This window comes from Streptomyces hydrogenans (assembly GCF_014656075.1).
In the GTDB taxonomy this organism is placed as follows: domain Bacteria; phylum Actinomycetota; class Actinomycetes; order Streptomycetales; family Streptomycetaceae; genus Streptomyces; species Streptomyces hydrogenans.
In genome coordinates, this window is sequence record NZ_BNBS01000020.1 from 13,621 (window position 1) to 34,298 (window position 20,678).

Here is a 20,678-nt window from a genome sequence, read left to right on the forward strand (position 1 = left end):
CAGTGACGGGTGTTTCTGACTACCACTCGACAGGGCGCAGTTATCAAGCCCTGAGGGTGAACGGGTGCTTCGCAGAGATCGGATGATCTCTGGGGGAGCACAGGGCCGGACGGCCCAACTGAAAACGGTGAACGGAATAAGCCGACACCGGAAGCCCGCAGTACCAATGCAACACCCTGAGTTTCGGTGACCAGTGTCATCCGGTCTCAACGAGTACCCGCGTGGATGGGAATCGCGTGGGGACACGACCAGCGGGCGGTCGTGTTTGGCAGGAATTGACCTGCCTTCGTTGGGATCGGCGCCCTCCCGTACGGAGACGCCTCTCTTCGAAGGCGCCCGTACCTTGGGAGGAATACGTGAGTACTTCAACGACGTTTCAGCTCCTTCAGAGCTATCCGGTGCCGACCTTCGCGTTGGTCCTGCTGGCCATGTTCGCGATCGACCGTGCCACCCGTGCCTGGACGTTCCACGTCTCCATGCGCGGCGCCCCGCCGGCCGACCGCCCGGCCATCATGCGCGAGCACAAGAACATGTGGCAGATCCGGCGGAAGCCGCCCACCATGTACTGACCCTTCAAGGGCAGGCCCCGAAACGCAAAAAAGGCCCCCCGGCCGGTACCGGAGTGGTACCAGTCGGGGGGCACAGTTTTGCCGGGCGCGACCCGGCACGAGACCGGATCACCTCCTAGCTAGACAGCGGCGTCCTTCTTCAGGAAGGACGGGAGCAGGCCGTCGACGAGCGGCAGCGCCATCAGGCGGGTGACGGCGGCGGCGACGGCGATGATGACGCCGACACCGGGGGCCGTCTCCGGGATGCCGGAGGCGTCGAGGAGGAGCGGCATACCGGCGGCGACGGAGACGACGGTCTGGAAGACCGTGCGGATCGTCCGCCGTGTGGAGTCCTTCATGGTGATCCCTTCTGGGGCGTTTCCTTCAGGCCATCTGGCCGTTGGCCGATGGACAGTCAGGGAGGGCGCTACATGACGGGAGCAGCTCAAGTGCCAGCTTGAAGCACGGCAGTTGGGGCTGACCGAGTACCTTGTGATGCGCGGTGCGCGCCCTCCAGCGGGGGGTGAGGTGATTGGGGGGAACGTGTCGAACAACCAGGAGAACGCAGAGATCGCCTGGCTCCTCTTCGGTGTGGCCGCAGGCTTTGTCCTGGCTGCCAAGATCCATGCCGCTGGGGCTTTGCCCGTTGAGGAGCCGATGAGGGGCGTTGTGATAATTGGCTCGCTGGCTGGCGGGGGAGCCCTGTTCGGGGTGATCGGCAGCCACCTGCAAGACGAGGTCGCTCGCGAAAAGATCTCCCGGGCGACCTACTGGACGACGGTGTTCGGGATTGCCGTAGCGTCGTTCACGCTTCTGGGAATCACGGGCGTGGACGACCTTCTCGCCTTGATTCGATAAGAACCGCTAGAGCCTCAGCGGTACTGCCGGGTCCACGCCGGGTAAGGGTCCGGCGCGGGATCGGGGCCGCGGGCGGCGAGGCCGTCGCGGTCGACCGCCCACTGGGCGATCTGGCTCTTCGCCGCCGAGGACAGCTCCCTGTCCCCGATGGCGACGGCGTGGATGTGGTAGTCGAAGGCGGGCGGGACACGGAGCCAGGCGGCCAGGCCCGCGCGGCGCAGGCACTGCACCAGCTCGTTGCGCTGCGCCGAGGACATGCCCGACACGGAGATGTCGACGACACCGCCACCGTCGTGCGTCCCGGCACTGGCGGCGACACCGCCCGCGTTGTAGCTGCCCTGGAGGAGGGTGAGGCTGCGGCCGAAGTCGACGGCGGCGGTTTCGAGCATCACCTTCGTGCGCTGGTTGACCTTCTTCCCGCCGTAGGTCGTCCTCGTGTAGACGTGCGCGGGCTCCCCGGTCGAGGCCGGGGGCGGTGTGCTGGTGCCGACGAGGCGGAGCCCGAGCGCGGCCACCGTCTGGGCCCCCGGTATGCCGTCGGCGCCGCTTCCGGTCCAGCCCTGGGCCTTCTGGAAGCGTGTGCAGGCTGCCTTCGTGCGGTCGCCGTAGACGCCGTCGATCGGGCCGGGGTCGTAGCCCTTGCTCTTGAGGGCCCGCTGGAAGTCCTTCACGTCGTCGTTGCTCGCGCCGCACTTCAGGTTGGACAGGCGGACTTCAGCAGGCACGGGCACCTCCGGTGCAGGGGGCGGCGGGACGGAAGCGCGGCCAGGCAGCCGGAGTACGTCACCGGGGTTGATCGCGTACGGGGTGCGGAGGCCGTTGAGGGTGGCGATGTCCTGCCAGCGGACGCCGACGGTCTTGCCGATCTTCGACAGGGTGTCGCCGGCCTTCACGGTGTAGGTGTTCGTGCCGGTCGCCGCTGCCGGATAGGCGGGGCGGCCGTAGCCGACGATCGAGTCGGCGTGCCGGACGCGGCGTGCGACCCGGTCGTCGGTGTTGCCCTCGATCGTGAGGATGTCGCGGCCGTTGACGTCGGTGACGATGCCGACGTGGTCGATGGCGGCGATCGAGTTGGAGCCGTCCCAGTCGAAGAAGACGATGTCGCCCCGCCGGATGCCCTCGGTGCCGGTGTGCCACTGTCCGCGGTCCTTGAACTCGCCGGCGTGCCAGACGGTGTAGGCGTCGTCGTCGCCGCCGTTGACGGCGTTGTAGTTGCCGGAGGTGAAGGCCGCCCAGGTGATGGTCATGTCGCACCACGGGGCCCGGCGGTAGTACTCGCCCTGCCGGTCGGCGTACCAGTTGGTGACGACGTTGGGGCGTCCGGCGGTGCCGAGGATCGACTCCATCTTCGCGATCATCGTGTCGACGCTCACCGGTACACCCCCTCCTCGTCGAGCTCGCCGAAGCACTCGCGGAGCAGGGCCTCCTCGTACGAGACCGTCGGGCCGTTCCCGGTGTCGCGGAGGCGGTGACCGGTAGGCGGCGCCCACTCCTCCTCGGCGAGACCTTCGACGATCTCCATGACCTGTTCGTTGCTGAAGCCGGCAGCGATCAGGCCCTCGGTCGCGGCGTCGATGTCGTCCTCACGCATCGCTGCCCTCCTCTTCTTCGATCTTGGAGAGCGCAGCGCGCAGCCAGCTCTTGTAGTTGGCGCGGCGAGCCCGGAGCATTTCGATCTTCTCGGCCAGCTCGGCGCGCTCCGTCTCCAGCCGGTTGAGGATGGTCTGGCGGTCGGCTTCGGCGGCCTGCCTGACGCTGTCGGCGTCGGCTCGGGCTGCGGCGCGGATCTTGCCGGCCTCGACGTTGGCCTCGGCCTCGACCTGGTCGGCGGTGCGCTGCGCGGCGACCAGGATGCGCTCGGCACCCGCCGCCGGGGGGACCGGAATGACCGCGGTGGTGACGCTGTCGGCTGCCCGCTGTGCCGTGGCCAGGTCCGCGCGGAGGCGGACGACGCCGGCCTCCAGCTCGGCGATCCGAGCGAGCGCCGACTGGTAGTCGGCCAAGACCCGGTCGAGGAAGTCGTCGACCTCGTCCTGGTCGTAGCCCTCCCGGAGCCGGGTGGTGCCGAACTGCTTCTTGTCGATGTCTGCGGGTGTGAGCATCGATCCTCTCCGTGTTCAGTTATCGAGTTCGAAAGTGTTCGGATCTGTTTGATCAACTTTCTTGACGGCTCTGAGGATCGCGGTACGCTCGGCTTTACCTCGCCCAGCGTTGCGCCCCGTCGGCCGCGAACCCTTCGTGCATCCGGCCTGGTCCGACCGCCTCGGCGACCGCTAGGGAGCCGGGGAGGCAGGTACGCAGTACCTCGGGAACGAGCGGGGTTGAGCTTGTAGCTCAGCCACAGGACGTGCGCGAGAAGCGCCCTCGCTGAAGCTCGGGCGCCCTCGAACTGGTCGGATCAAACACGACCCAACATCGCGCTGGACGTCAGACAGTGACGCCGTGACTGCGCAGCCAGCTGGTCGGATCCAGGAAGACCCCGGCGGAAAACGCCGTCGGATCCGTGCGCACCTCGAAGTGCAGGTGCGGCCCCGAGCTGTTGCCCGTCGAACCGACGTAGCCGATCCGCTCGCCCGCGGCGACGTGCTGCCCCCGGGCGACCGTGTAGCCGCTCAGGTGGGCGTACAGGGTGTAGACGCCCCCGGAGTGCGCCACGACCACGTGGTTGCCGTAGGCGGAACCGGCGGCGTTGATGGCGACCACCGTGCCGGCGGCGGCTGCCCTGACGGGCGTCCCCGACGGCGCCGTGATGTCCAGGCCGGAGTGGCCGCCCGCGGACCGGCTCATCGAGCCGCCGGAGCCGACGATCAGGCCGTCGCCGATCGAGCCCGACACGGGCATGACGTACGACCCGGACGGTGCCGGTGCCGACGGGGTGTCGTCGTCGTCCGTCGGCGGCACCGTCGGCGTCGTTGCCGTGTCGGGTGCGGGCTTCGGGTACTTCACGGCGTCGGTCGGCATGTTCCGCAGGTACTCCCAGCCCTGGGGGCCGATCTGGACGTCGGGGCCGTCCCAGACGGACCGGTACTCCGGCTGCTCCTCGTGGAAGCGGGCGACGCTCTCCTGCGTCTTCGGGCCGTAGTTGTCGGCGCGCTCGACGTCGTCGGCCATGAAGCCGACGCGCTGAAGCTCGGCCTGGAGGGCCTTCGCGGACGGGCTCTTCTCGTCGACCTGCGGCAGGCCATCCTCGTAGGGGTCGGTCGCCGGGGCCTCGTGGCCGGGCAGCGTGAGCTTCATCCCGACGGAGATCAGGTTCGGGTTGGCGCCGATGACCTCGCGGTTGATCTCGAAGAGCTTCTGCCAGCCGCCTTCGACCTTCAGGTCCCGGGCGATCTTGGCGAGGTAGTCGCCGGCCTTGACTACGTAGACGCCGTCCTCGGCGTCCGGCGGGTCCACCGGCGGTGTCGGGTCGGGGTCGGGCGTCGGCGGCGGTGTCGGGGTGACGGGCGCGTACGGGGTGTTGCTGAGTCCGACGCCGCAGGTGGGCCAGGCGCCCTTGCCCTGCGGGGCGGTGCCGTTGTGGCCCTTCCACAGGACGCGCTCGGCGACGGTGATCTGCTGGGTCTTGGTGGCGTGGTCGGCTCGGTCGGCGAATTCGAGGCCGCCGTAAGCCTCCCAGGTCGACTGGGTGAACTGGAGGCCTCCGTAGAAGCCGTTGCCGGTGTTGATGGACCAGTTGCCCGAGGACTCACACTGAGCGACAGTGTCCCATTCTGTGGCGGTCGCCGCGGACGCGGATCCGGCGAGGGCTACAGGGACGATGGATCCACCGGTCAGAATGACGGTGGCGCCGACAGCGATTCGCTTAGCGGAGTAGGGCTGAGCGGGGCGTGCGTGCCGTCCCTTGGACATTTTGACTTACCTCATTATTCAGTTTTGAGGTTGTTTCTACTTGGAGATCACGTAGAGCGTCACATTCGCCACGATGGAGAGAAATGCGAGGATCACCGCGATCGTAGGAAGAGGGAACTTTCTCTCTTCCAACTTTCGAAGGCGCAGCTCGTGGTCTTCGACCCGTTCGAGCTTCACCTTCAGTTCTATGAGGAGATCCCGCTGCGCCCGCAGCTCGCTCCAGACGCTGGGAGCGGAGTCTTCGCTCGGAGACGTCATCACAGGAAGTACTCCACTCCGTTCAGGGACACCCACGCGGGCCAGAAGGCCGTATGGGTGTGTGCGCCGCCGTAGAAGCCGTGGTCGTGGCTGGCGCCTATGTTCACGCTGTGGTCGTGGCCGCCGGAGGTGGTTGTGGCGAAGCCTCCGCCGTCGATGTGGGTGTGGCTGCCGTTGACCGACGTGAAGCCGCTGCCGCCGATGGAGACGAAGCTGACGTCACCGCTGACGGTGGAAGCCGACGTGGAGTAGGTGTGGCCGGTCAGTACGACGCGGCCGTCCGTGTGGAAGTCGAAAACAACGGACGTCGCGGTTGAGACCTGCCTTGCGGCCGGCACCGACCGCAGGGCCTTCGGCCAGAACCGCTCCGGCAGAGCCTGCCCGGAGTCGATCATGATCGAGGATCCCTCGGGGGCCCATCCGCCCTGCCACTGGACCTTCCAGGAGCCGTCGTCCAGCTTCAGCCGGTAGTAGACGTCGCCGTTGCTGTTCCCGTTGTGGCTGCCGTTGGTCAGGGTCGCCTTGATCCAGCCGCTGCCGACCTGCCCCCGGGCGGTGCCGCTGACGTCGGCGGTGTGGCCGGTGATGACGATGTCGGCGCCCTGCTTGCGGATGTCCACGGTCTGGCCGGTGACCGGGGTGAAGTTGTTCATGATCCGGACGCCGGTGATCGTGGTTGTCGTGTCGCCCGAGATCTGGAGGGACACCGTCGGCGGCGAACTCGCATAGCTGACCGCGGTGATGACGCCCTTGACGTGAGTCGACGGGTCGAAGCCCAGGGCGCCGGCCTTCTGCATCTGCGCGACGAGGAGCCGGATCTCCTCTTCGTTCCGCGCGTCGAGCAGGGCCTTCTTCTCGGCATCCGTAGGAGTGAGGAGGGGGGTGCTCAACCCCGGCGGAGGTGTCGTCATGGCGTTGGCCTCTGCTCCCTCAGCGTCAGGGCCTGCGTCATGCCGCGCAGCGGGACGCTGAACGCTTCGACGCTGTAGAGGCCGTCGACCTTCGACTTGGCTCGTTTCACGCGGACGATGTCGCCGCACTCATAGGTCGCGTTCACCGTGCAGGTGATCGCAAGCTTCGAGGCGGCGCCGAGGACCAGGGCGAGCTGCGCCTTGGCGATGGCGGTGGCCTGCTCCTCGGTCTTGGCGAGGTTGTCCGTGATGAACAGCGGTACTTCGCCGTAGGGGCCGAGGCGGTAGGTGGGCGACGTCGGGTTCTCGTCCCACGCCTCGCCGCGCACGGGAGGGAGCTGATCACCGACCGACTCGCCGACGACGATGACCCCGTTGTAGACGCCTTCGTCGTTGAACTCCTTGCCCAGTTCCAGCATGGTGCTGCCCTGGCCCTCCACGTACGTGAAGTCCGGGGAGGGCAGGGCGTTCGGATCGTGCGGCGGGAGCACCGCGAGGCGGCCTTCGACGTCGAAGAACACCTCGCAGCCCATCGACCGGGCCAGGGCGTAGACGGCCTCCCACGGGTCGCTGCCCGCCTCGTACAGGAGTGGCGCTGTCGTCGTCACGGTCGACGTGATCGTGTCGAACTGACAGTCCGGGAAGGTCATCTTGATGATGGTCTTCAGGGCGGTCATGGCGTTGGTGCCGGTCGTGATCGTGTACGGGGTCTTGAACTTGTCCCGGGCCACTGACCGGGCTCGGTCGTAGGCTTCGAGCTGGATGATCGGGGAGCCCGTGTTGCTCTCGGAGATCGAGGACTTCGAGAGCCGGAAGACGCCGAGCGGGCAGACCTCCCAGTCGTCCTCCGCGCTGCTGTAGCGGACACCGCGGTACGCCCGCAGCTCGGTGCCGTACGGAGTCAGGACTTCCCCGTTCGCGCGGGGGGTCAGGAGGCCGGTCGGGTCGATGCACTGGCAGGACAGCTTGCGCCTGACGGCGGCTGACCTGTCGACATCGACCTGGCCGTCGATGGCGGGGAGTCGGATAACTTCCTGATCGGGGGTAATGGCATCGATCCAAGAAATGATCTGATGCGATTCCCGAATCGACCGATAGAACCTATCCGACTGCCTCCCCATTTTTACTCCTCCGGCTTCACCTGGACGAATTTGCAGGTGATGAGCTTCACCGGATCCGTCGTTCTCCTGAGCTGACTGACGGCTAGGTTGTTGACGGTGAGCGCATCCACGGGACGCACCCACCACGCATAATCGGTATCGCTCTGAAGGAGCAGGGTTCGATTTGCGCGGAGCAACCTGAAGAGGGCTGCTTCTTCCTGTCGGTCGCAAAATACCGAGATGGTGAGGGAGTCGGCTTTGTAGCCCTCGGTCATGACGATCGGATAGTCCTCGCCCAGCGGCTGGAAAACCGATGCGGTGTTATCTGTCGTGACCTGAACATCTTCGTACTTCACTCTGAGTCGAAGCGATGTGGAAAGGTCCGAGAAATCCTTCAGCCACCAGTTCAAGGCGGTGAAGGAGACTTCATTGCTTTCCGGCCCCCAGCCTGACGAGAAGACCTCGCCGTTCAGGCCGTACGACATCGTCTGCACTCGGTACTTCCTGCTGTTGAGCGGGATGATCGAGTGATCGACGTAGGCGAGCTGGCCCGTGTCGGCGCGGAAGGCCGGCGGGATGAGCTTCTGTCCCGGCAGCAGGCGCCAGCTCTCGTAGCCGATTCCCGCGTCGTCGGAGTACTGGATGATCGGTTTCGACCAGACCGGGTGTTCTCGTCGGCTCGTGCCGTTCCTCCAGACCGGCGTCTCCCCGGCAGCAGGGGCCCCGAGCATCAGCCCGACCCGGTCGAAACGGACGATGTCGTCGAGTTCGCGGCCGACCGCGGAGAGCACCGGACGCATCCGGGTCGTCCCTGCGGGGACAGCGAACGTCGCCCACGCCTTGGTCCACGTGACCGTGCCGAAGACGGCGCCGGTGGTGACGGCATCGCTGATCGGCTGGTTGGCCCGGGCGAACTCCACCCCGACGAGCGGGGTGCCGTCGGTGGTGCCCAGGAAGGACGCCGCCACGGTGACCTTGTTGCCGGCCAGGTCGAGGACGTCCGGATCCATCTCCGAGATGTCGACCCAGACGTTGGGCCGAGCAGACGCCACTCCCGCCGGGATGCTGGAGGCGGGCCGGAGGATGCCGATCCAGGACGCCATCGAGCCGGCGTAGCCGTTCCCTGCCCCGGCGAACTGCCCGTACAGGCCGGTCGCCCCGGCGGGGACGACTCCGTTGGAGTCGTAGACCGCGGTACTCACCCAGGGACTGGAGGCGCCGTTGGTGTTGTCCACCCTCTCGGTCTCGTTGCCCGGCTGCGCGGGCGGGCCCGACAGCGGCTTGAGGATGCCGATCCAGCCGACGCCGGCGAAGAAGTTGCCGCTGGGGACGTTCGACTGACTGTTGCTGATCGAGTTGATCTGCCCGGTCCGCTTGTGGGTGCCGGTGGAGATCGGTCCGCCGGAGTCCGAGAAGGACAGGACCGCGTCCGGGAAACCGTCCAGGCTCGTCGAGGAGTCGCACCGCTCGGCCACGTCCCCGCTGCTCCAGGAGGAGGCGAACGGCGTGGTCGCGCCGAACATGCACACGCGCCAGGCGTTGGAGTCGGTGTTGGTGACCTCCGGGGTCGGCACCCGGCTGGTGTTGTGGATGCCGGCCGAGTTCTGGGCGATGAACTGCGCAGACGCGATGTCGCAGTTCCGGTAGGCCACGACCTGAGTGACCTTCGGCTGGCCAGCGGCACTGTGGGAGCCAGTCCAGGACGCGGGCTCGCTGGAGCCGGCCGTTCGCTTCAGGATCGCCACGGTGACGTCGCCGGAGTGGACGCCGCCGTCGCTTCCACCGGAGAAGGGCTGCGAGTGCCACTTCACCAAGGTCCAGCCGGACGGCGGGGTGACGGTCGGGGCGTACCCGCTCATCACCACCGAAGCGATCATCAGGTCGCCCGAGACGACGCCGGTCGGCTTGTGGATCGTGAAACTGGTCGTGTTGCTGTGCTGCACCCACTTCGAGGAGGAGCCGACGAAAGCGATCGGCGGGGCGTCGGAGCCCGGCGGGCTGACTCGGTTGGCCGAGAAGGTGGCGCCCGCGTTGTCATCGCTGGCCGCGAAGGCCCCGACCCGCCAGCCGTTGGGGTCGGTGTTGGTGATGATCTGCGTCCGGTGCACCGGGTTGCCCCCGGAGTCCTTCCGGATGGACTCGGCGATGAACTGGTCGTCGGCATGCGCGGCGCCGCTGTAGCCGACGACGACAGCCGTCCTGCGGGACGAAGCCGTGGCCAGCTTGCCCGTGCTCCAGGAGGACGGGTCCGAGGAGACCGCGGTCCTCTTCAGGACATGCAGCGAAACGTCGTAGGAAGCATCGTCATCCACGATCGCGCTGCTCACCAGGGACCAGCCCGCGGGCGGCACGATCGCCCCGCCTGCCGACGAGGTGACGAAGGCGAGCAGCAGATCGTTCTGCACCGTGCCCGCGGGCTTGTTCAGGGTGTAGTTCGTGCCTGACGTCGGCGAAGTGAAGACGGTGCCGGTAGCCCGGTAGGCGATGTTCGCTGCCGCCCCCACGTACTGCATCTGCTGGCACAGGAGCCCGTGCCCGCCAGTGCCGGTGACGGCCGTCCGTGTCACCGTCGTTGCGCTGTTGCCCTGCTCCCATTCCTCGACGTTCGACTCGGGGTCGTCAGCCGTGGCCAGGTAGGAGCTGAGGAGGTTGTGAGACTGGTGACCGCCGTCGGTCCAGGCGCTGTTGGTGCCGTACATGACGCCGCAGTGGTCGATGTAGTGGACCTCGGAGAGAGCCGGCGACAGGATCTGGTACTTCAGCTTCAGGTACGTCGCGCCGGCGGGAGCGGTCACGTTGCTGACCAGCTCCTTCCACGTGGTCGCGGCGTCGGTGGTCTGCACTGCGGCCGAGCTGGAGATCGCGGTGAAGGTCGCGTCGTAGAAGGTCGCGAAGAGGCTGACCGAGCGGCCGGTGACGGCCGTCAGGGTCTGCGCCCGAAGGGTGAGCGGCAGCGAAGGCGAGATCTCCACGAACGTCGTCTCGACCGTGATGTCGGAGGTCGAGGTCGCGGTGATGGACATCGACGCCTCGCCGGTGCCGAACGCCTTCGACACGACCCGGGCCAGCGAGGCGCCGGTAGCGGTCCACTCCAGGGCGTCGGACGCGATCTCGAAGTCGGCCTGGTTGACCGACAGCAGGTTCGACGCGTCCCGCATGCGCAGCTGTGCCGAGGAGGTGTAGGTGTCGGGGATCGCGGACGGGACGCCGACGCCCGGGGTGCCGGAGTCGCCGGCGTTGTCGTCGCCGGGGACGCCGGGCGACGGGGCGTTGATGGTGACGTCCTTGTAGGCCCAGTCGCTCTTGGCGTTGTGGTCCGACCAGACGCGGACGTAGGTCCGGTAGCCGCCGTTGTTGAGGGTGGTGGTGACGGCGTGCTGCGGGGCGGAGCCGGTCTGGGTGACGTCGTACACCGGGGGTTCGGTGTCCGCGTTGAAGGTGCTTACGGCCGCCACCTGCTGGGCGGTGAACACCTTGATCTGGGCCTTGGACTGCGGCTCCCCTTCCTCGTGGGTGTAGTTCCACTTCACGAGGGGGGAGGGGGAGACGCTGGTGCCGGTCGGCGCGGTCACGACGACCTTCGGCCGGACGTGGTAGTTGACCCGCACGTAGAGCTGGGATATCTGGATCGCGTCGAAAAGGTCGTTCAGGCAGTAGACCCGAAGACGGAGCTTGTTGATGCGATGGATGTCCCAGGACTTTCCCATCGGATCTTTGGTGTAGGTGCCGACTTCGTGAGTGGTGAAAGCGCTCGTCGCCTGAAGGGTCCGCGAGGTGTATCGCGACATGTTCTCCGACGAGAGAACGTTCACCGTGACAGTGCGGGGGCCCGACCCGGCATTCGTCTTCATGCGAATGATGACGGTGACCGAGTCGATAATGGCCCCCGCAGGGAGATCCTCGGAGTCGATCGGAAAAGAAACCGTGGCACTGCCCCGGTACTGAGGAGACCGGACGTAGCAGTCGTCTATCAGGGTGCCGATGACCTCCCAGACCTCGGTGACATTCGATCCGACGAGTGCCCACCCGTCGTTTTCGATGTCTCCGCTGGGAAGCAGCGTGAACGACTGCGCCATCTCGCTATCCTCCTATTCGCCTCCCGCTGCCCGCCTGAATCGCGCTGCGGAGCTTCGGAATTGATTCGTCAACGGCTCGGCGAACATCGTCGCCATTACTGACAGGGCCGTTGAAGTTGAATTCGACGTTGACGGCCTGTCCCTCGCCGCGGGCGCCCCTGATAGAGCCCCCGATGTCGCCGAAGGACATACGGAATCCGCGCGCGGCACCGCTTCCGGTGCTGAACGCGCCACCCGCCCAGGACTTGACGCTGGCCGCGTACGCGAGGCTCGCGCGGTGCGGCATCACCTGCTCACCGCCGCGCATCCTCATCAGCTCCGGGCCTTCCTCGCCGACCCACGTCCAACCGCGAGCGGCGCTGTTCGTGCCGACCGCGAGGTTGCCGGGGATGCCGAGGCCGGAGCCTCCAGCCAGGAAGTCCTGAACCTGCCACGCCGCCTGGGGCGAGAGCCCCGGATTGCCGATCTGCACGGCATGGATGTGCTCGTTACCGGCCCAGGAGCCGCCCACTCGCGCCCAGGCGGCGAAGCCGTTGGCGAGCAGGGCCTGGAGCGTGGCCTCCGAGTACGGCAGGTCGACCACACCGGCTCCGGAGTGAGTACCGGCGCTGAGCGCGCCGTCGCTGTACTCGCCCTGGATGATGCTTCCGGTGTCGACGCCGGCTCGCTGCAACGCCTCCATGAGGCTTCCGCCCATGGCGACGCTGCCGGACCCCGGCCCGCCACCGCCACCAGCCGCCGCAGCAGCCTGAGCGGCTGCGAGGGCCTGGGCCGCCGCGATGGCCGCCTCGGTTGCCGCGATGAATTCCTCGATCTTGGCGATGGCCGCGTCGAGCTGCTCGATGATCGTGGCGACCATCTCGGTGAAGGCGGCCGAGACCTGCTCGCTCATGGTCTGAGCGGCAGCAGGCATCGTCGTCTGCATGTGCTCCTCGAACGGGATGAGCTGGCCATCCCGGATCAAGGTCCACTGCGCGAGCGACGTCGCCTGCATCGTGGTCCACGCCAGGTCGTGGGCCGTCTGCATCGTCACCGACATCTGCGGCATCGTGGTGCCCATGTGCAGCTCGGCCTCGGCGTAGGTCGTGTCCCGCATGATCGTCCACTGCGCGAGCGAAGTGGCGTTCATCGTGGTCCACGCCAGGTCGTGAGCCGTCTGCATCGCCAGCGACATCGCCGGCATCGTCGTCCCCATGTGCGTTTCCGCCGGGGTGTAGACCGTGGCGAGCTGCGCAGCCCACTGGGCCTGCGAAGTCGCCGTCATGGCAGTCCAGTTGGCGGTGGCCGAGGTGGCCATTGCCTCCAGGTTCATCGGGATCTGCACCCCGACCTCGTGACCGACTGCTGTGGTGGTCGCGGTGATCACGGGCTGGGCCGCGGAGCCGGCGCCGACCGTTCCCGTCCAGGCCGTCTGCACCGTCGTCAGCATGTGCTGCGCGGCGGCGATGATCGGCCCGAACCACCCCTCGACCTGCGGAGCACCGCTGAACGCCGTCATCTGCTCCAAAAGCGGAGACTGCATCGCCGCGGCCTCCGGCATCCCGGAAGCAGGGACCTCCGGCGTCACCAGAGGCGGCGCCATGTTGTCGAGGATGGCCGCGGTGTCGGTCGCGTCATAGACGGTCTCCCCGCCGGCGAAGTTGGCGTATCCGGGGCTGGTGATCAGCTCCGGGCCCTCTTCGCCGACCAGGTGGAGACCCGTCGTGGCGCTGGTGGTGCCGTCGGCGTAGGGGGAGCCAGGAACCTGGCCGCCGTACCGGGCCTTGATGTACCGGGCGGCGGCCGTCATGTTGGCCAGGGGGTCGAGAATGTTGTTCGGCAGGGACGGATCCCGGTACGCAGCGAACGTACTCGGAATCACCTGCATGAGGCCCTGGGAAGGCTGCCCCTTCATCGCGTTGGAGTCGGTCACGTTGATCGAGGCGGGGTTACCGCCGGACTCGGCCTGCATGAGAGCCAGGAACGCGCCAAGCTGACTCGGGCTCAGGCCCGCACGCTGGAGAGCCTGCGCCGCGAGAGTCGACCACTGCTGGACGTTTCCACCGCCGCCTCCGGCACCCGGAAGTGTCGGAGGAGTAGCGGCAGCCGCCTTCTTCAGGATGAAGTCAGGGATAACATCGTCGGTGATCTTCTTACCGAAGCCGGCCGCGATCTTACCCATTCCTCCACCGATATCGAAGGAGCCGAACTCCTTAATCGGATCGGTCAGGGCTGTGGCGATGTGCTCCTTCTTGATTGCCGGAAGGACGAACTGCGCCAACATGCCAGCGATACCAAGCGCACCGGCTCCGGCCCCCGAAGATATTCCGGCCGTATTCCTGGCACCGCCGACAGCGACCGACGGGCGGCCGGTGTACGGAGCAGGCTGAACCGCGATGGCTTCACGGTTCATTCCGGTGTCGGTCAGCTTGGACAGTTCCTCGATCGCCTGCCTGTCGTTGGGGTTCCTTTCGATCCTGTCCATCAGCTCTCGCCTGCGATCCGCCTGCGAAGACGAGCTGAGACCGTTGTCCACCTCGCCAGCAGCGCCGCCGCCACCACCGAAGAGGTTGGCGATAGCGCCCGCGATCCCCGCGAGCGGGGAAAGGCCACGGTAGACGTTGAGCAGGATCTTGCCGATGTGAGGCGCGAGCATGCCCATGACGTCGATACCGCCACCGCCGCCGCCACCCACGCCCAGGCCGCTGCCCCCGGCCCTGAACGAGGCCACCTGCGCCGCCGCCTGGGGCGACAGCTCCGGGTGGTTCATCAGGACCGCGTGGATGTGCGGAGACATGCCCTCGGCCGGGCCACGGATCCACGCGGCGAAGCCAGCCGCGATGAGCCGCTGAAGGACCGCCGGAGAAGTGGATGCGATGTCAACCGCACCGCCGCCAAGGTGAGTTCCAGCGGACAGTGATCCGTTGGAGTGTTCGCCCTGGGTGACCATGCCGAGAGAGACGCCAGCTCGCGACAGTGCCGCAGCCGTCATACCGCCGACGGCGAAGAGCTGGTTGCCGAACGCGTCGAAGTTGCCCGCTCCCCTGCCGGCGCCACGGTGACCCGCGAACTTCCGGTTGGCCGAGTTGACGAAGCCAGGCCCGCCCAGGCCGCGAACAGCCTCGGGGGTCAGGACACCCTCACCCTTCGAGAGCACCGCCGGGACCGTGTCCCTGCCCGGCGCATAGCCGGAAAGGGTTCCGCCGTTACGGAGATTGACCGTACCCCCCTTGGCAAAGGTGGGGACCGACACCTCGCCGATCTCGCCGATTTTCACGTCGAGACTGAGGAACCCGGTGATGTTGTTGAAGCCCTTGATCAGGCCGTTGATGATCTTAATGACGCCGTTGACGGCCTTGCCGATGATATCGGCGATCGCATTCCATATCTTGCGAGCGATATCCCGGACGGTGTTCCAGGTCTCTTCCCAGGCCGTCTTGAGGGTGTTGGAGAACGTATCCCATGCCGTCTTCACGGCATTGAGCAACGCTTCCCATGCCGACTTGACGGATTCCCAGATCGTGGCCGCGGTTTCCTTGATCCAGTTCCAGACCGTCTGCCACACCGACTTGAGCGCCTCGGAGACCGTATCCCACGCCGTCTTGATGGCGTTGAGGAAAGCCTCCCAGGCCGTCTTCAGTGCATTCCAGACAGTCTCGGCCGCCGTCTTGATGGCGTTCCAGACCGTGTCCCACGCCGTCTTCAGAGCCGTGGAGACCGTAGTCCAGATGGTCTGAACCGCCGTCAGGAATGCCTGCCACGCTGTCTTCAGCGCGTTCCACACCGTCTCGGCAGCCGTCTTCAGTGCGTTCCAGACGGTGTCCCAGGCCGTCTTCAGAGCCGTCGACACCGTCGTCCAGGCGGTCTGAATTGCCGTCAGGACTGCCTGCCACGCCGTCTTCAGCGCGTTCCAGACAGTCTCAGCGGCCGTCTTCAGTGCGTTCCATACCGTGTTCCACGCCGTCGAGAGCGCCGTGGAGACCGTCGTCCAGATGGTCTGGAGCCCCTGGATGAAGGCGTTCCACGCCGTCTTCAGCGCGTTCCACACCGTCTCGGCAGCCGTCTTGATGGCGTTCCAGACCGTGTTCCAGGCGGTGGACAGGGCGCCCCCGACCGCAGTCCAGGCAGTGGAGAAAGCGGTACAGACCGCATTCCAGGCCGTCTTGATCGCGTTCCAGACCGCCTCGGCGGCCGTCTTCAACCCGTTCCAGACCGTGTTCCACGCCGTGGTGAGAGCCGTGGAAACCGCCGTCCAAGCGGTAGCGAAAGCGGTACACACCGCGTTCCAGGCCGTCTTGATGGCGTTCCACACCGTCTCGGCCGCCGTCTTGATGGCGTTCCAGACCGTGTTCCAGGCCGTGGACAGGGCGCCACTGACCGTCTGCCACGCCGTAGAGAAGGCCGAGCAGACTGCCTGCCAGGCCGTCTGTAGCGCGTTCCAGACGGTCTCGGCGGCCGTCTTCATCGCGTTCCAGGTCGCGTTCCAGGCGGTGCCCAGGGCGGCCTTGACGGTGTCCCAGTGCTTGACCAGCATGAACAGCGCCGCGCCGAGGGCCACGATGGCCAGGACAACCCATGTGATCGGGTTGGCCAGGAGAGCCGCAGTGAACGCCCAGACAAGGGGGACGAGGGTGACGAGACCGGCGATCAGCTTGGCGACAGTGAAAGCCGCCATGGCCACCTTCCAGGCCACGAAACCCTTGACGATCAGCTCGATCCAGCTGGGCGGCAGGGCCGCAACGAGCTGGAGGATCGCTGTGACGAGGCCGAGCGAGAACGGCCCCAACTCCTTGAGCGCCTGGCCGATGACCCGCAGTGCGTCTCCGAGAACGCGGAAGAACTCCCGCACCTGGGGGCCGTTCTCGCGGACGTATGCCAGAAAGCGCTGGAAACCTCCGCCGTCGGACCACGCCTTCAGGGCGGCGGCGCCGTTCTTGAGGCTCTCCGTGAGAGCCACGCCGTTCGGGAGGAACGCGCGGAACGCGTCGCCCAGGACGTTGATGACGTCCTTGCCGGCGGCGACGAGGTTCTGGAGCGCGGGAACCGCCGACGTCTTGATCAGGTCGGCGTACTTCTTGGCGCTGTCGCCCTTCATCCAGGTCTCGAAGTCCTTCGAGACCTTGAGGATGGTGGGGTGGAGAGCGTCGATGATGGGCTTGAGTAGCCCGATGCCTGCTGTGAGCCCCCGCACCACGTTCGTGGCCGTGGCGAGGGTCTTGTCCTTCGTCTGGTCGATCAGCTTCTTCCAGGCGGCCGACATCTGGTCGGTCGCCGTGATGAAGCTGCGCTGCGTCGGCGAAAGCGCCCGAAGGGAGGCGTCCAGCTCCTTCTGGGTGGCCGCGATCTCCTTGAGCTGCTTCCGGTAGGCCTCGGTGCCCGGCGTGAGGCCGGCCAGGACGGCCTTCTGCTTGTCCAGCTCGGAGCGGAGCTTGGAGATGTTGTCCTTCGCGGCGAGGGTCTCCGTGATGGCGCCCTTCATCGCGGCGCCGTACGCCGCGAGTCCGGTGCCGACCGAAGCGCCCATCGCCGCACCCGCGGCGCCTATCGCAGCGAGGTTGGCGGCGATAGGCACCAGGGCGGGGGCGAAGACGGCGGCGGCCTTGGTGGCGAGGATGATGCGCCCGGACCACGAATTGAGCGAGTTCGTCGAGCTGCGAATGCTGCCGTCGAACTCACGGATATCCCGAGCCGCATCCCGGATTCCGCTGCCGTCGTAACGGGTGAAGATGGAGAATCCCAGACTGCGAACCGTGGCCATCGGAGATCCTCCATATTCAGTTATGTTGAAGAAGGTGGAGCGAAGGGGTCGTTCGCCGGGTCGTAACCCGACGGGTCCCGCTTCCGCTCTTCGTCGTCTTCGTCGTCTTCTTCGCTGTCCTCGCCCCAGTCGGGGGGCGGGTTATACAGCTCCTCGGGCCGAAGGACTTTCCGGAACTTTCCGGCCGGATTCTTCTTGCCCCTCTTGGTGATGGCTGCGCCAGTCAGGAGATTGTTGATCTGGATCAGTTCATGGATCTCGCAGAGCATTTCTCGCTCATACGATGAATCGAGAGATCCGGCAGCCCGCTCGTACGCTTCCCATTCCTTGTATTCGCGGGCTGTCATGCTCGCCATCATTCGGTCCACGTCCGGACGGCGCATCGCGAGGGCTAGTCGGAACTTGAATCGTCGGTCCGGGCGTCGTCGAAATCCCCTTCGATCTCCTTGAGGTCGTCCTCGGAGAAGGCGGACATCTCGTTGATCTTGTTGAAGACGCGCTGAAGGCCGGCCGCCGGGAGGTCGCCGAGGGTCTTGATGTCGTGCTTGGTGAAGAGCTGCTTTCCTTCACCGTCGACCGCGGCGAGCTGTACCAGCCGGGCCCGGAAGTTCTCGTTGTTGAGCTGCTGACGGCCGCCGCGAGTCACCTTGACCATGGAAGACTCGAAATCGTCGCGCTCCTTCGCGCTGAGCATCTTCAGGCGGATCTTTCCGCCACCCCACTCGGGGACGACCAGCTCGTCGATGACGAGAGTCGGCTGCTCCAGGATGGCGCCGGCGGTCAGGAAGCCGTTCTCATCCAGGCGGAATTCGTAAGCCACGGGTCTCTCCGTATTCAGTTGTTTCGCGGATCGTGTACGGGTCTGAAGGCGACGAGGGGGACCCGCGCACCCCTCGTCGCCTGTCTGTGTTGCGATCAGCCGAGCCGGTTGATCGCAAAATCAAGGGCACGGGCTAGCCGTGCCTCGATGTCGTCTCCGCTGTCGCCGATCGTGTCCGTGAACCAACCGGACCTGACAGGCCGGGACTGGAACCAGAAATCCCTGTTACCGAAGAGCGGATGCCTCCAGCCCTTTTCGGTGTCCATTCCGCGAGGGATAGGGCGCTCGGGATTCGTGTTCATCTCGGAGAAGATGCGGAAGTAGGCGCTGCCCTTGGTGCTGACGCCCTTTCGGACGCCGACGCCGGAGGCAACACGGCCGCGGAGGCCGGTGTGGCCGGCCGGGCCGCCCTGGACATCCACGCGCAGGGCGGCGGCCTTCACGCGCCGGACCACGGGGTCGATGGCATCGTCCATCTCCGCTTCGAGCCAGTCAGGGAGCTGGTTCTCGACGACACGGAGTTCGGCGGCCACGACTTTCCACTCGGGGCCGGGGACGATCCAGGCGCGCGTAGGCATCGGCTACGACGTCGCGCGAGTGAAGGTGCCTCGCTGGACGTTGAAGGTGACCTCGGTCTCGGAGAGGTCGCCAACGTCACCGGAGAGCGGCTGGTACTCCAGCAGGATGCAGGTACCGGTGTACCGGGGGTTGGACGCGGAGACCGCGCCGGACCGGGGCCGGATCTCGACCGTGAACTCGATCTCCGTGTCCCACAGAGGGAAGAGGACGTCATCGACGCTCGCCGCGGCGAAGTCCTGCTGGAAGGTGACGGTGAAGGAGTTGTCCTGGAGGCCGTGGACGCGCTCACGGCCGGAGCCGGAGAAGTTGGTCGTTTCGACTTCGTCCTTGGACATCTGGATTTCGCAGGAGCTGACGTGGTCCGAGAAGTTGGTGCCGTTCACCACCACGTAGCAGTCCCGCAGAACGAGCTTGGGCATTCTGGTTCCTTCGTATTCAGTTGTTATTCAGTTGTGGTGGTGGGGCTTTACCCCATGCGGACGATCGCGACCGTCACGTCAGCAACCGCCGGCGTGACGAGAAGAACCGCGCGACCGACACCGGCCTCGACGTTGTCCGCGTACTCCTTGCGGAGCGGGATCCACAGTTCCCCGTTGGTAGCGGCGAGGGTGTAGGCCTTGTTCGGGTAGGCATCACCGCTGGAAAGCGTGATGTGGTCCATTTCGACCGTGACGGTGCGGGTCGACGCGTTCGTGTTCTTGTAGACCGCGAACGTGTTGGTTCCGTTTCCGACTTCCGCGTAGTCCGTGGCAGCAGCCGCTCCGAAAGTCGGTGCAGTGCCAGCGGCCACAATGTTCTGAGTGGTCAGAGCAGCCATGCGGCTTTTCCTTTCTAAGGCACGCCGCTAGAAGGCATGCACCTTTACCTGTAGTGCGGCGCCCACGTGCGGAACGCGCACCATGTCGTACTGGCCGTGGTACTCGCTTACGCCGGTCACCATGGCGTCAACATCTCCGAGGCCGAGGTCGGACGTATTCCAGATGGCCTGGCGTACGCTCAGCTCGCCCTCTTTGTCGATGAACCTGTCGAGCTGCTGCTGCCCGCTGTCCTCGTCCGTGCGGGAACACAGGACGATGAGCTGGAAGGACCAGATCTCGGTGCCGCGATTCATGGTCATGGCGAAATCGCCGGCCTTGTTGTCGCGTCCGCCGCCACCAGGCATCACCATCGCGCAGGGCAGACTGACCGTGCCCTTGACGTACGGATAGCAGTAGAGGGTGCCAGCCTCTTCGTCGTTGGAATTGACGTAGGCGCGCACCGTATCGGCGAGAGCCGTACGGATCTGTTCCAGACTGGACATGCGGGATTACCCAATCAGCAGGCGGGTTTTGGAGTAGGGGGCGAGCTTGCTGACCGCGAGCTTGTTCTGTCGGACGCGCACGATGCCGAATTCGTCCAGCCCGAGGACACCGAACGGGGCGTCCTTCAATTTCCAGGTCTCGGCCGCCATGATTCGACAGGCAGCACGCACAGGAGGCGGGACGTCCGCCCAGCCCCATCTGGCGGTGACCTGGAGCGTGCGGGACCGGCCGCCGTAGTGACACGGGAAGGTGGTCCCGCTGAGCAGACGGATCCGGTAGAAGGGCCAGCCCTCCATGCCGTCGACCACGCCGTTCGCGGGGCTCAGCTCGTACTGCTGGGGCGACAGGATGGTCGCGAAGCTGCCGTCGCCGCTCGTGTCGAGCCTCACCACCAGGCCGGTGGCTGTGTGGAAGTCGTCCACCATGGCGTAGTCGCGGCCCGCGGGCTCGAACTCCCGGGGTGTCGCCGAGTCCGACCTGTTGAACTGGCGGGCGCAGTAGGCCTCGATCTCCCGGCTGGCAGATTCGAGGGCGTCCGTGAGCTGGGCGTCCTGGCCGGTCAGGGTCGCATTCGCCTGACCGACCAGGTAGGCCTTGAACTCGGCGAGGTCGACGTAGGGGTCGCCTATGCCGCCCAC

General features: G+C 66.3%; 19 protein-coding genes. 2 read left to right on the forward strand and 17 right to left on the reverse strand.

The features are described 5' to 3' along the window. The first annotated feature begins 356 nt into the window (after positions 1-356). Positions 357-569 carry a hypothetical protein gene (locus IE321_RS11310; RefSeq protein WP_190222706.1) on the forward strand — a complete coding sequence of 71 codons (213 nt, stop codon included), beginning with the start codon at positions 357-359 and terminating at the stop codon, positions 567-569. Positions 570-688: 119 nt separating this feature from the next. On the opposite strand, the gene IE321_RS11315 is transcribed toward IE321_RS11310, so the two are convergent. Beyond that, the gene (locus tag IE321_RS11315) at positions 689-907 is read right to left on the reverse strand and encodes a hypothetical protein (protein WP_190222707.1); all 219 of its coding nucleotides are present in this window, start codon (positions 905-907) and stop codon (positions 689-691) included. Between the two features lie 184 nt (positions 908-1,091). Here IE321_RS11315 and IE321_RS11320 point away from each other — a divergent pair, with 184 nt between their 5' ends. Then, the gene (locus IE321_RS11320) at positions 1,092-1,406 is read left to right on the forward strand and encodes a hypothetical protein (RefSeq protein WP_190222708.1); all 315 of its coding nucleotides are present in this window, start codon (positions 1,092-1,094) and stop codon (positions 1,404-1,406) included. Positions 1,407-1,420: 14 nt separating this feature from the next. Here the strand turns inward: IE321_RS11320 and IE321_RS11325 are convergent, their stop codons facing one another. The 16 genes from IE321_RS11325 to IE321_RS11400 all read right to left on the reverse strand — a co-directional run bounded on the left by IE321_RS11325 (position 1,421) and on the right by IE321_RS11400 (position 20,678). Beyond that, the gene (locus IE321_RS11325; protein WP_190222709.1) at positions 1,421-2,779 is read right to left on the reverse strand and encodes a peptidoglycan-binding protein; all 1,359 of its coding nucleotides are present in this window, start codon (positions 2,777-2,779) and stop codon (positions 1,421-1,423) included. Next, positions 2,776-2,997, reverse strand: a complete 222-nt coding sequence (locus IE321_RS11330; RefSeq protein WP_190222710.1) for a hypothetical protein — start codon at positions 2,995-2,997, stop codon at positions 2,776-2,778. Before IE321_RS11330 ends, IE321_RS11325 begins: the two co-directional genes overlap by 4 nt. After that, positions 2,990-3,508 (reverse strand): DivIVA domain-containing protein, encoded by a 519-nt coding sequence (locus tag IE321_RS11335; RefSeq protein ID WP_190222711.1) that lies wholly within the window; start codon positions 3,506-3,508, stop codon positions 2,990-2,992. The genes IE321_RS11330 and IE321_RS11335 overlap by 8 nt, the downstream gene beginning before the upstream one ends. 325 nt (positions 3,509-3,833) lie before the next feature. Then, positions 3,834-5,258 (reverse strand): transglycosylase family protein, encoded by a 1,425-nt coding sequence (locus IE321_RS11340; protein ID WP_190222712.1) that lies wholly within the window; start codon positions 5,256-5,258, stop codon positions 3,834-3,836. Positions 5,259-5,294: 36 nt separating this feature from the next. Next, positions 5,295-5,516 carry a hypothetical protein gene (locus IE321_RS11345; RefSeq protein ID WP_190222713.1) on the reverse strand — a complete coding sequence of 74 codons (222 nt, stop codon included), beginning with the start codon at positions 5,514-5,516 and terminating at the stop codon, positions 5,295-5,297. Beyond that, positions 5,516-6,406: a hypothetical protein gene (locus tag IE321_RS11350; protein WP_190222714.1), complete on the reverse strand. Its 891-nt coding sequence runs from the start codon at positions 6,404-6,406 to the stop codon at positions 5,516-5,518. The genes IE321_RS11345 and IE321_RS11350 overlap by 1 nt, the downstream gene beginning before the upstream one ends. 17 nt (positions 6,407-6,423) lie before the next feature. Next, entirely contained in the window at positions 6,424-7,548 is a 1,125-nt protein-coding gene (locus IE321_RS11355; RefSeq protein ID WP_190222715.1) for a DUF5047 domain-containing protein, read from the reverse strand. A gap of 2 nt (positions 7,549-7,550) precedes the next feature. Further along, complete coding sequence (locus tag IE321_RS11360; RefSeq protein WP_190222716.1) at positions 7,551-11,603, reverse strand: hypothetical protein; 4,053 nt, start codon at positions 11,601-11,603, stop codon at positions 7,551-7,553. A gap of 4 nt (positions 11,604-11,607) precedes the next feature. Continuing rightward, positions 11,608-17,340: a transglycosylase SLT domain-containing protein gene (locus tag IE321_RS11365; RefSeq protein WP_190222717.1), complete on the reverse strand. Its 5,733-nt coding sequence runs from the start codon at positions 17,338-17,340 to the stop codon at positions 11,608-11,610. Between the two features lie 20 nt (positions 17,341-17,360). After that, positions 17,361-17,687: a hypothetical protein gene (locus IE321_RS11370; RefSeq protein ID WP_190222718.1), complete on the reverse strand. Its 327-nt coding sequence runs from the start codon at positions 17,685-17,687 to the stop codon at positions 17,361-17,363. A 44-nt stretch (positions 17,688-17,731) separates the two neighbouring features. Next, positions 17,732-18,160 (reverse strand): hypothetical protein, encoded by a 429-nt coding sequence (locus IE321_RS11375; RefSeq protein ID WP_190222719.1) that lies wholly within the window; start codon positions 18,158-18,160, stop codon positions 17,732-17,734. Between the two features lie 95 nt (positions 18,161-18,255). Beyond that, positions 18,256-18,693, reverse strand: coding sequence for a hypothetical protein (locus tag IE321_RS11380; RefSeq protein ID WP_190222720.1), 438 nt, complete (start codon positions 18,691-18,693; stop codon positions 18,256-18,258). 48 nt (positions 18,694-18,741) lie between these two features. Further along, positions 18,742-19,158, reverse strand: a complete 417-nt coding sequence (locus IE321_RS11385; RefSeq protein ID WP_190222721.1) for a hypothetical protein — start codon at positions 19,156-19,158, stop codon at positions 18,742-18,744. A 47-nt stretch (positions 19,159-19,205) separates the two neighbouring features. Next, positions 19,206-19,556: a hypothetical protein gene (locus IE321_RS11390; protein WP_190222722.1), complete on the reverse strand. Its 351-nt coding sequence runs from the start codon at positions 19,554-19,556 to the stop codon at positions 19,206-19,208. Positions 19,557-19,583: 27 nt separating this feature from the next. Further along, positions 19,584-20,039 carry a hypothetical protein gene (locus tag IE321_RS11395; RefSeq protein ID WP_190222723.1) on the reverse strand — a complete coding sequence of 152 codons (456 nt, stop codon included), beginning with the start codon at positions 20,037-20,039 and terminating at the stop codon, positions 19,584-19,586. A gap of 6 nt (positions 20,040-20,045) precedes the next feature. Then, complete coding sequence (locus IE321_RS11400) at positions 20,046-20,678, reverse strand: hypothetical protein (RefSeq protein WP_190222724.1); 633 nt, start codon at positions 20,676-20,678, stop codon at positions 20,046-20,048.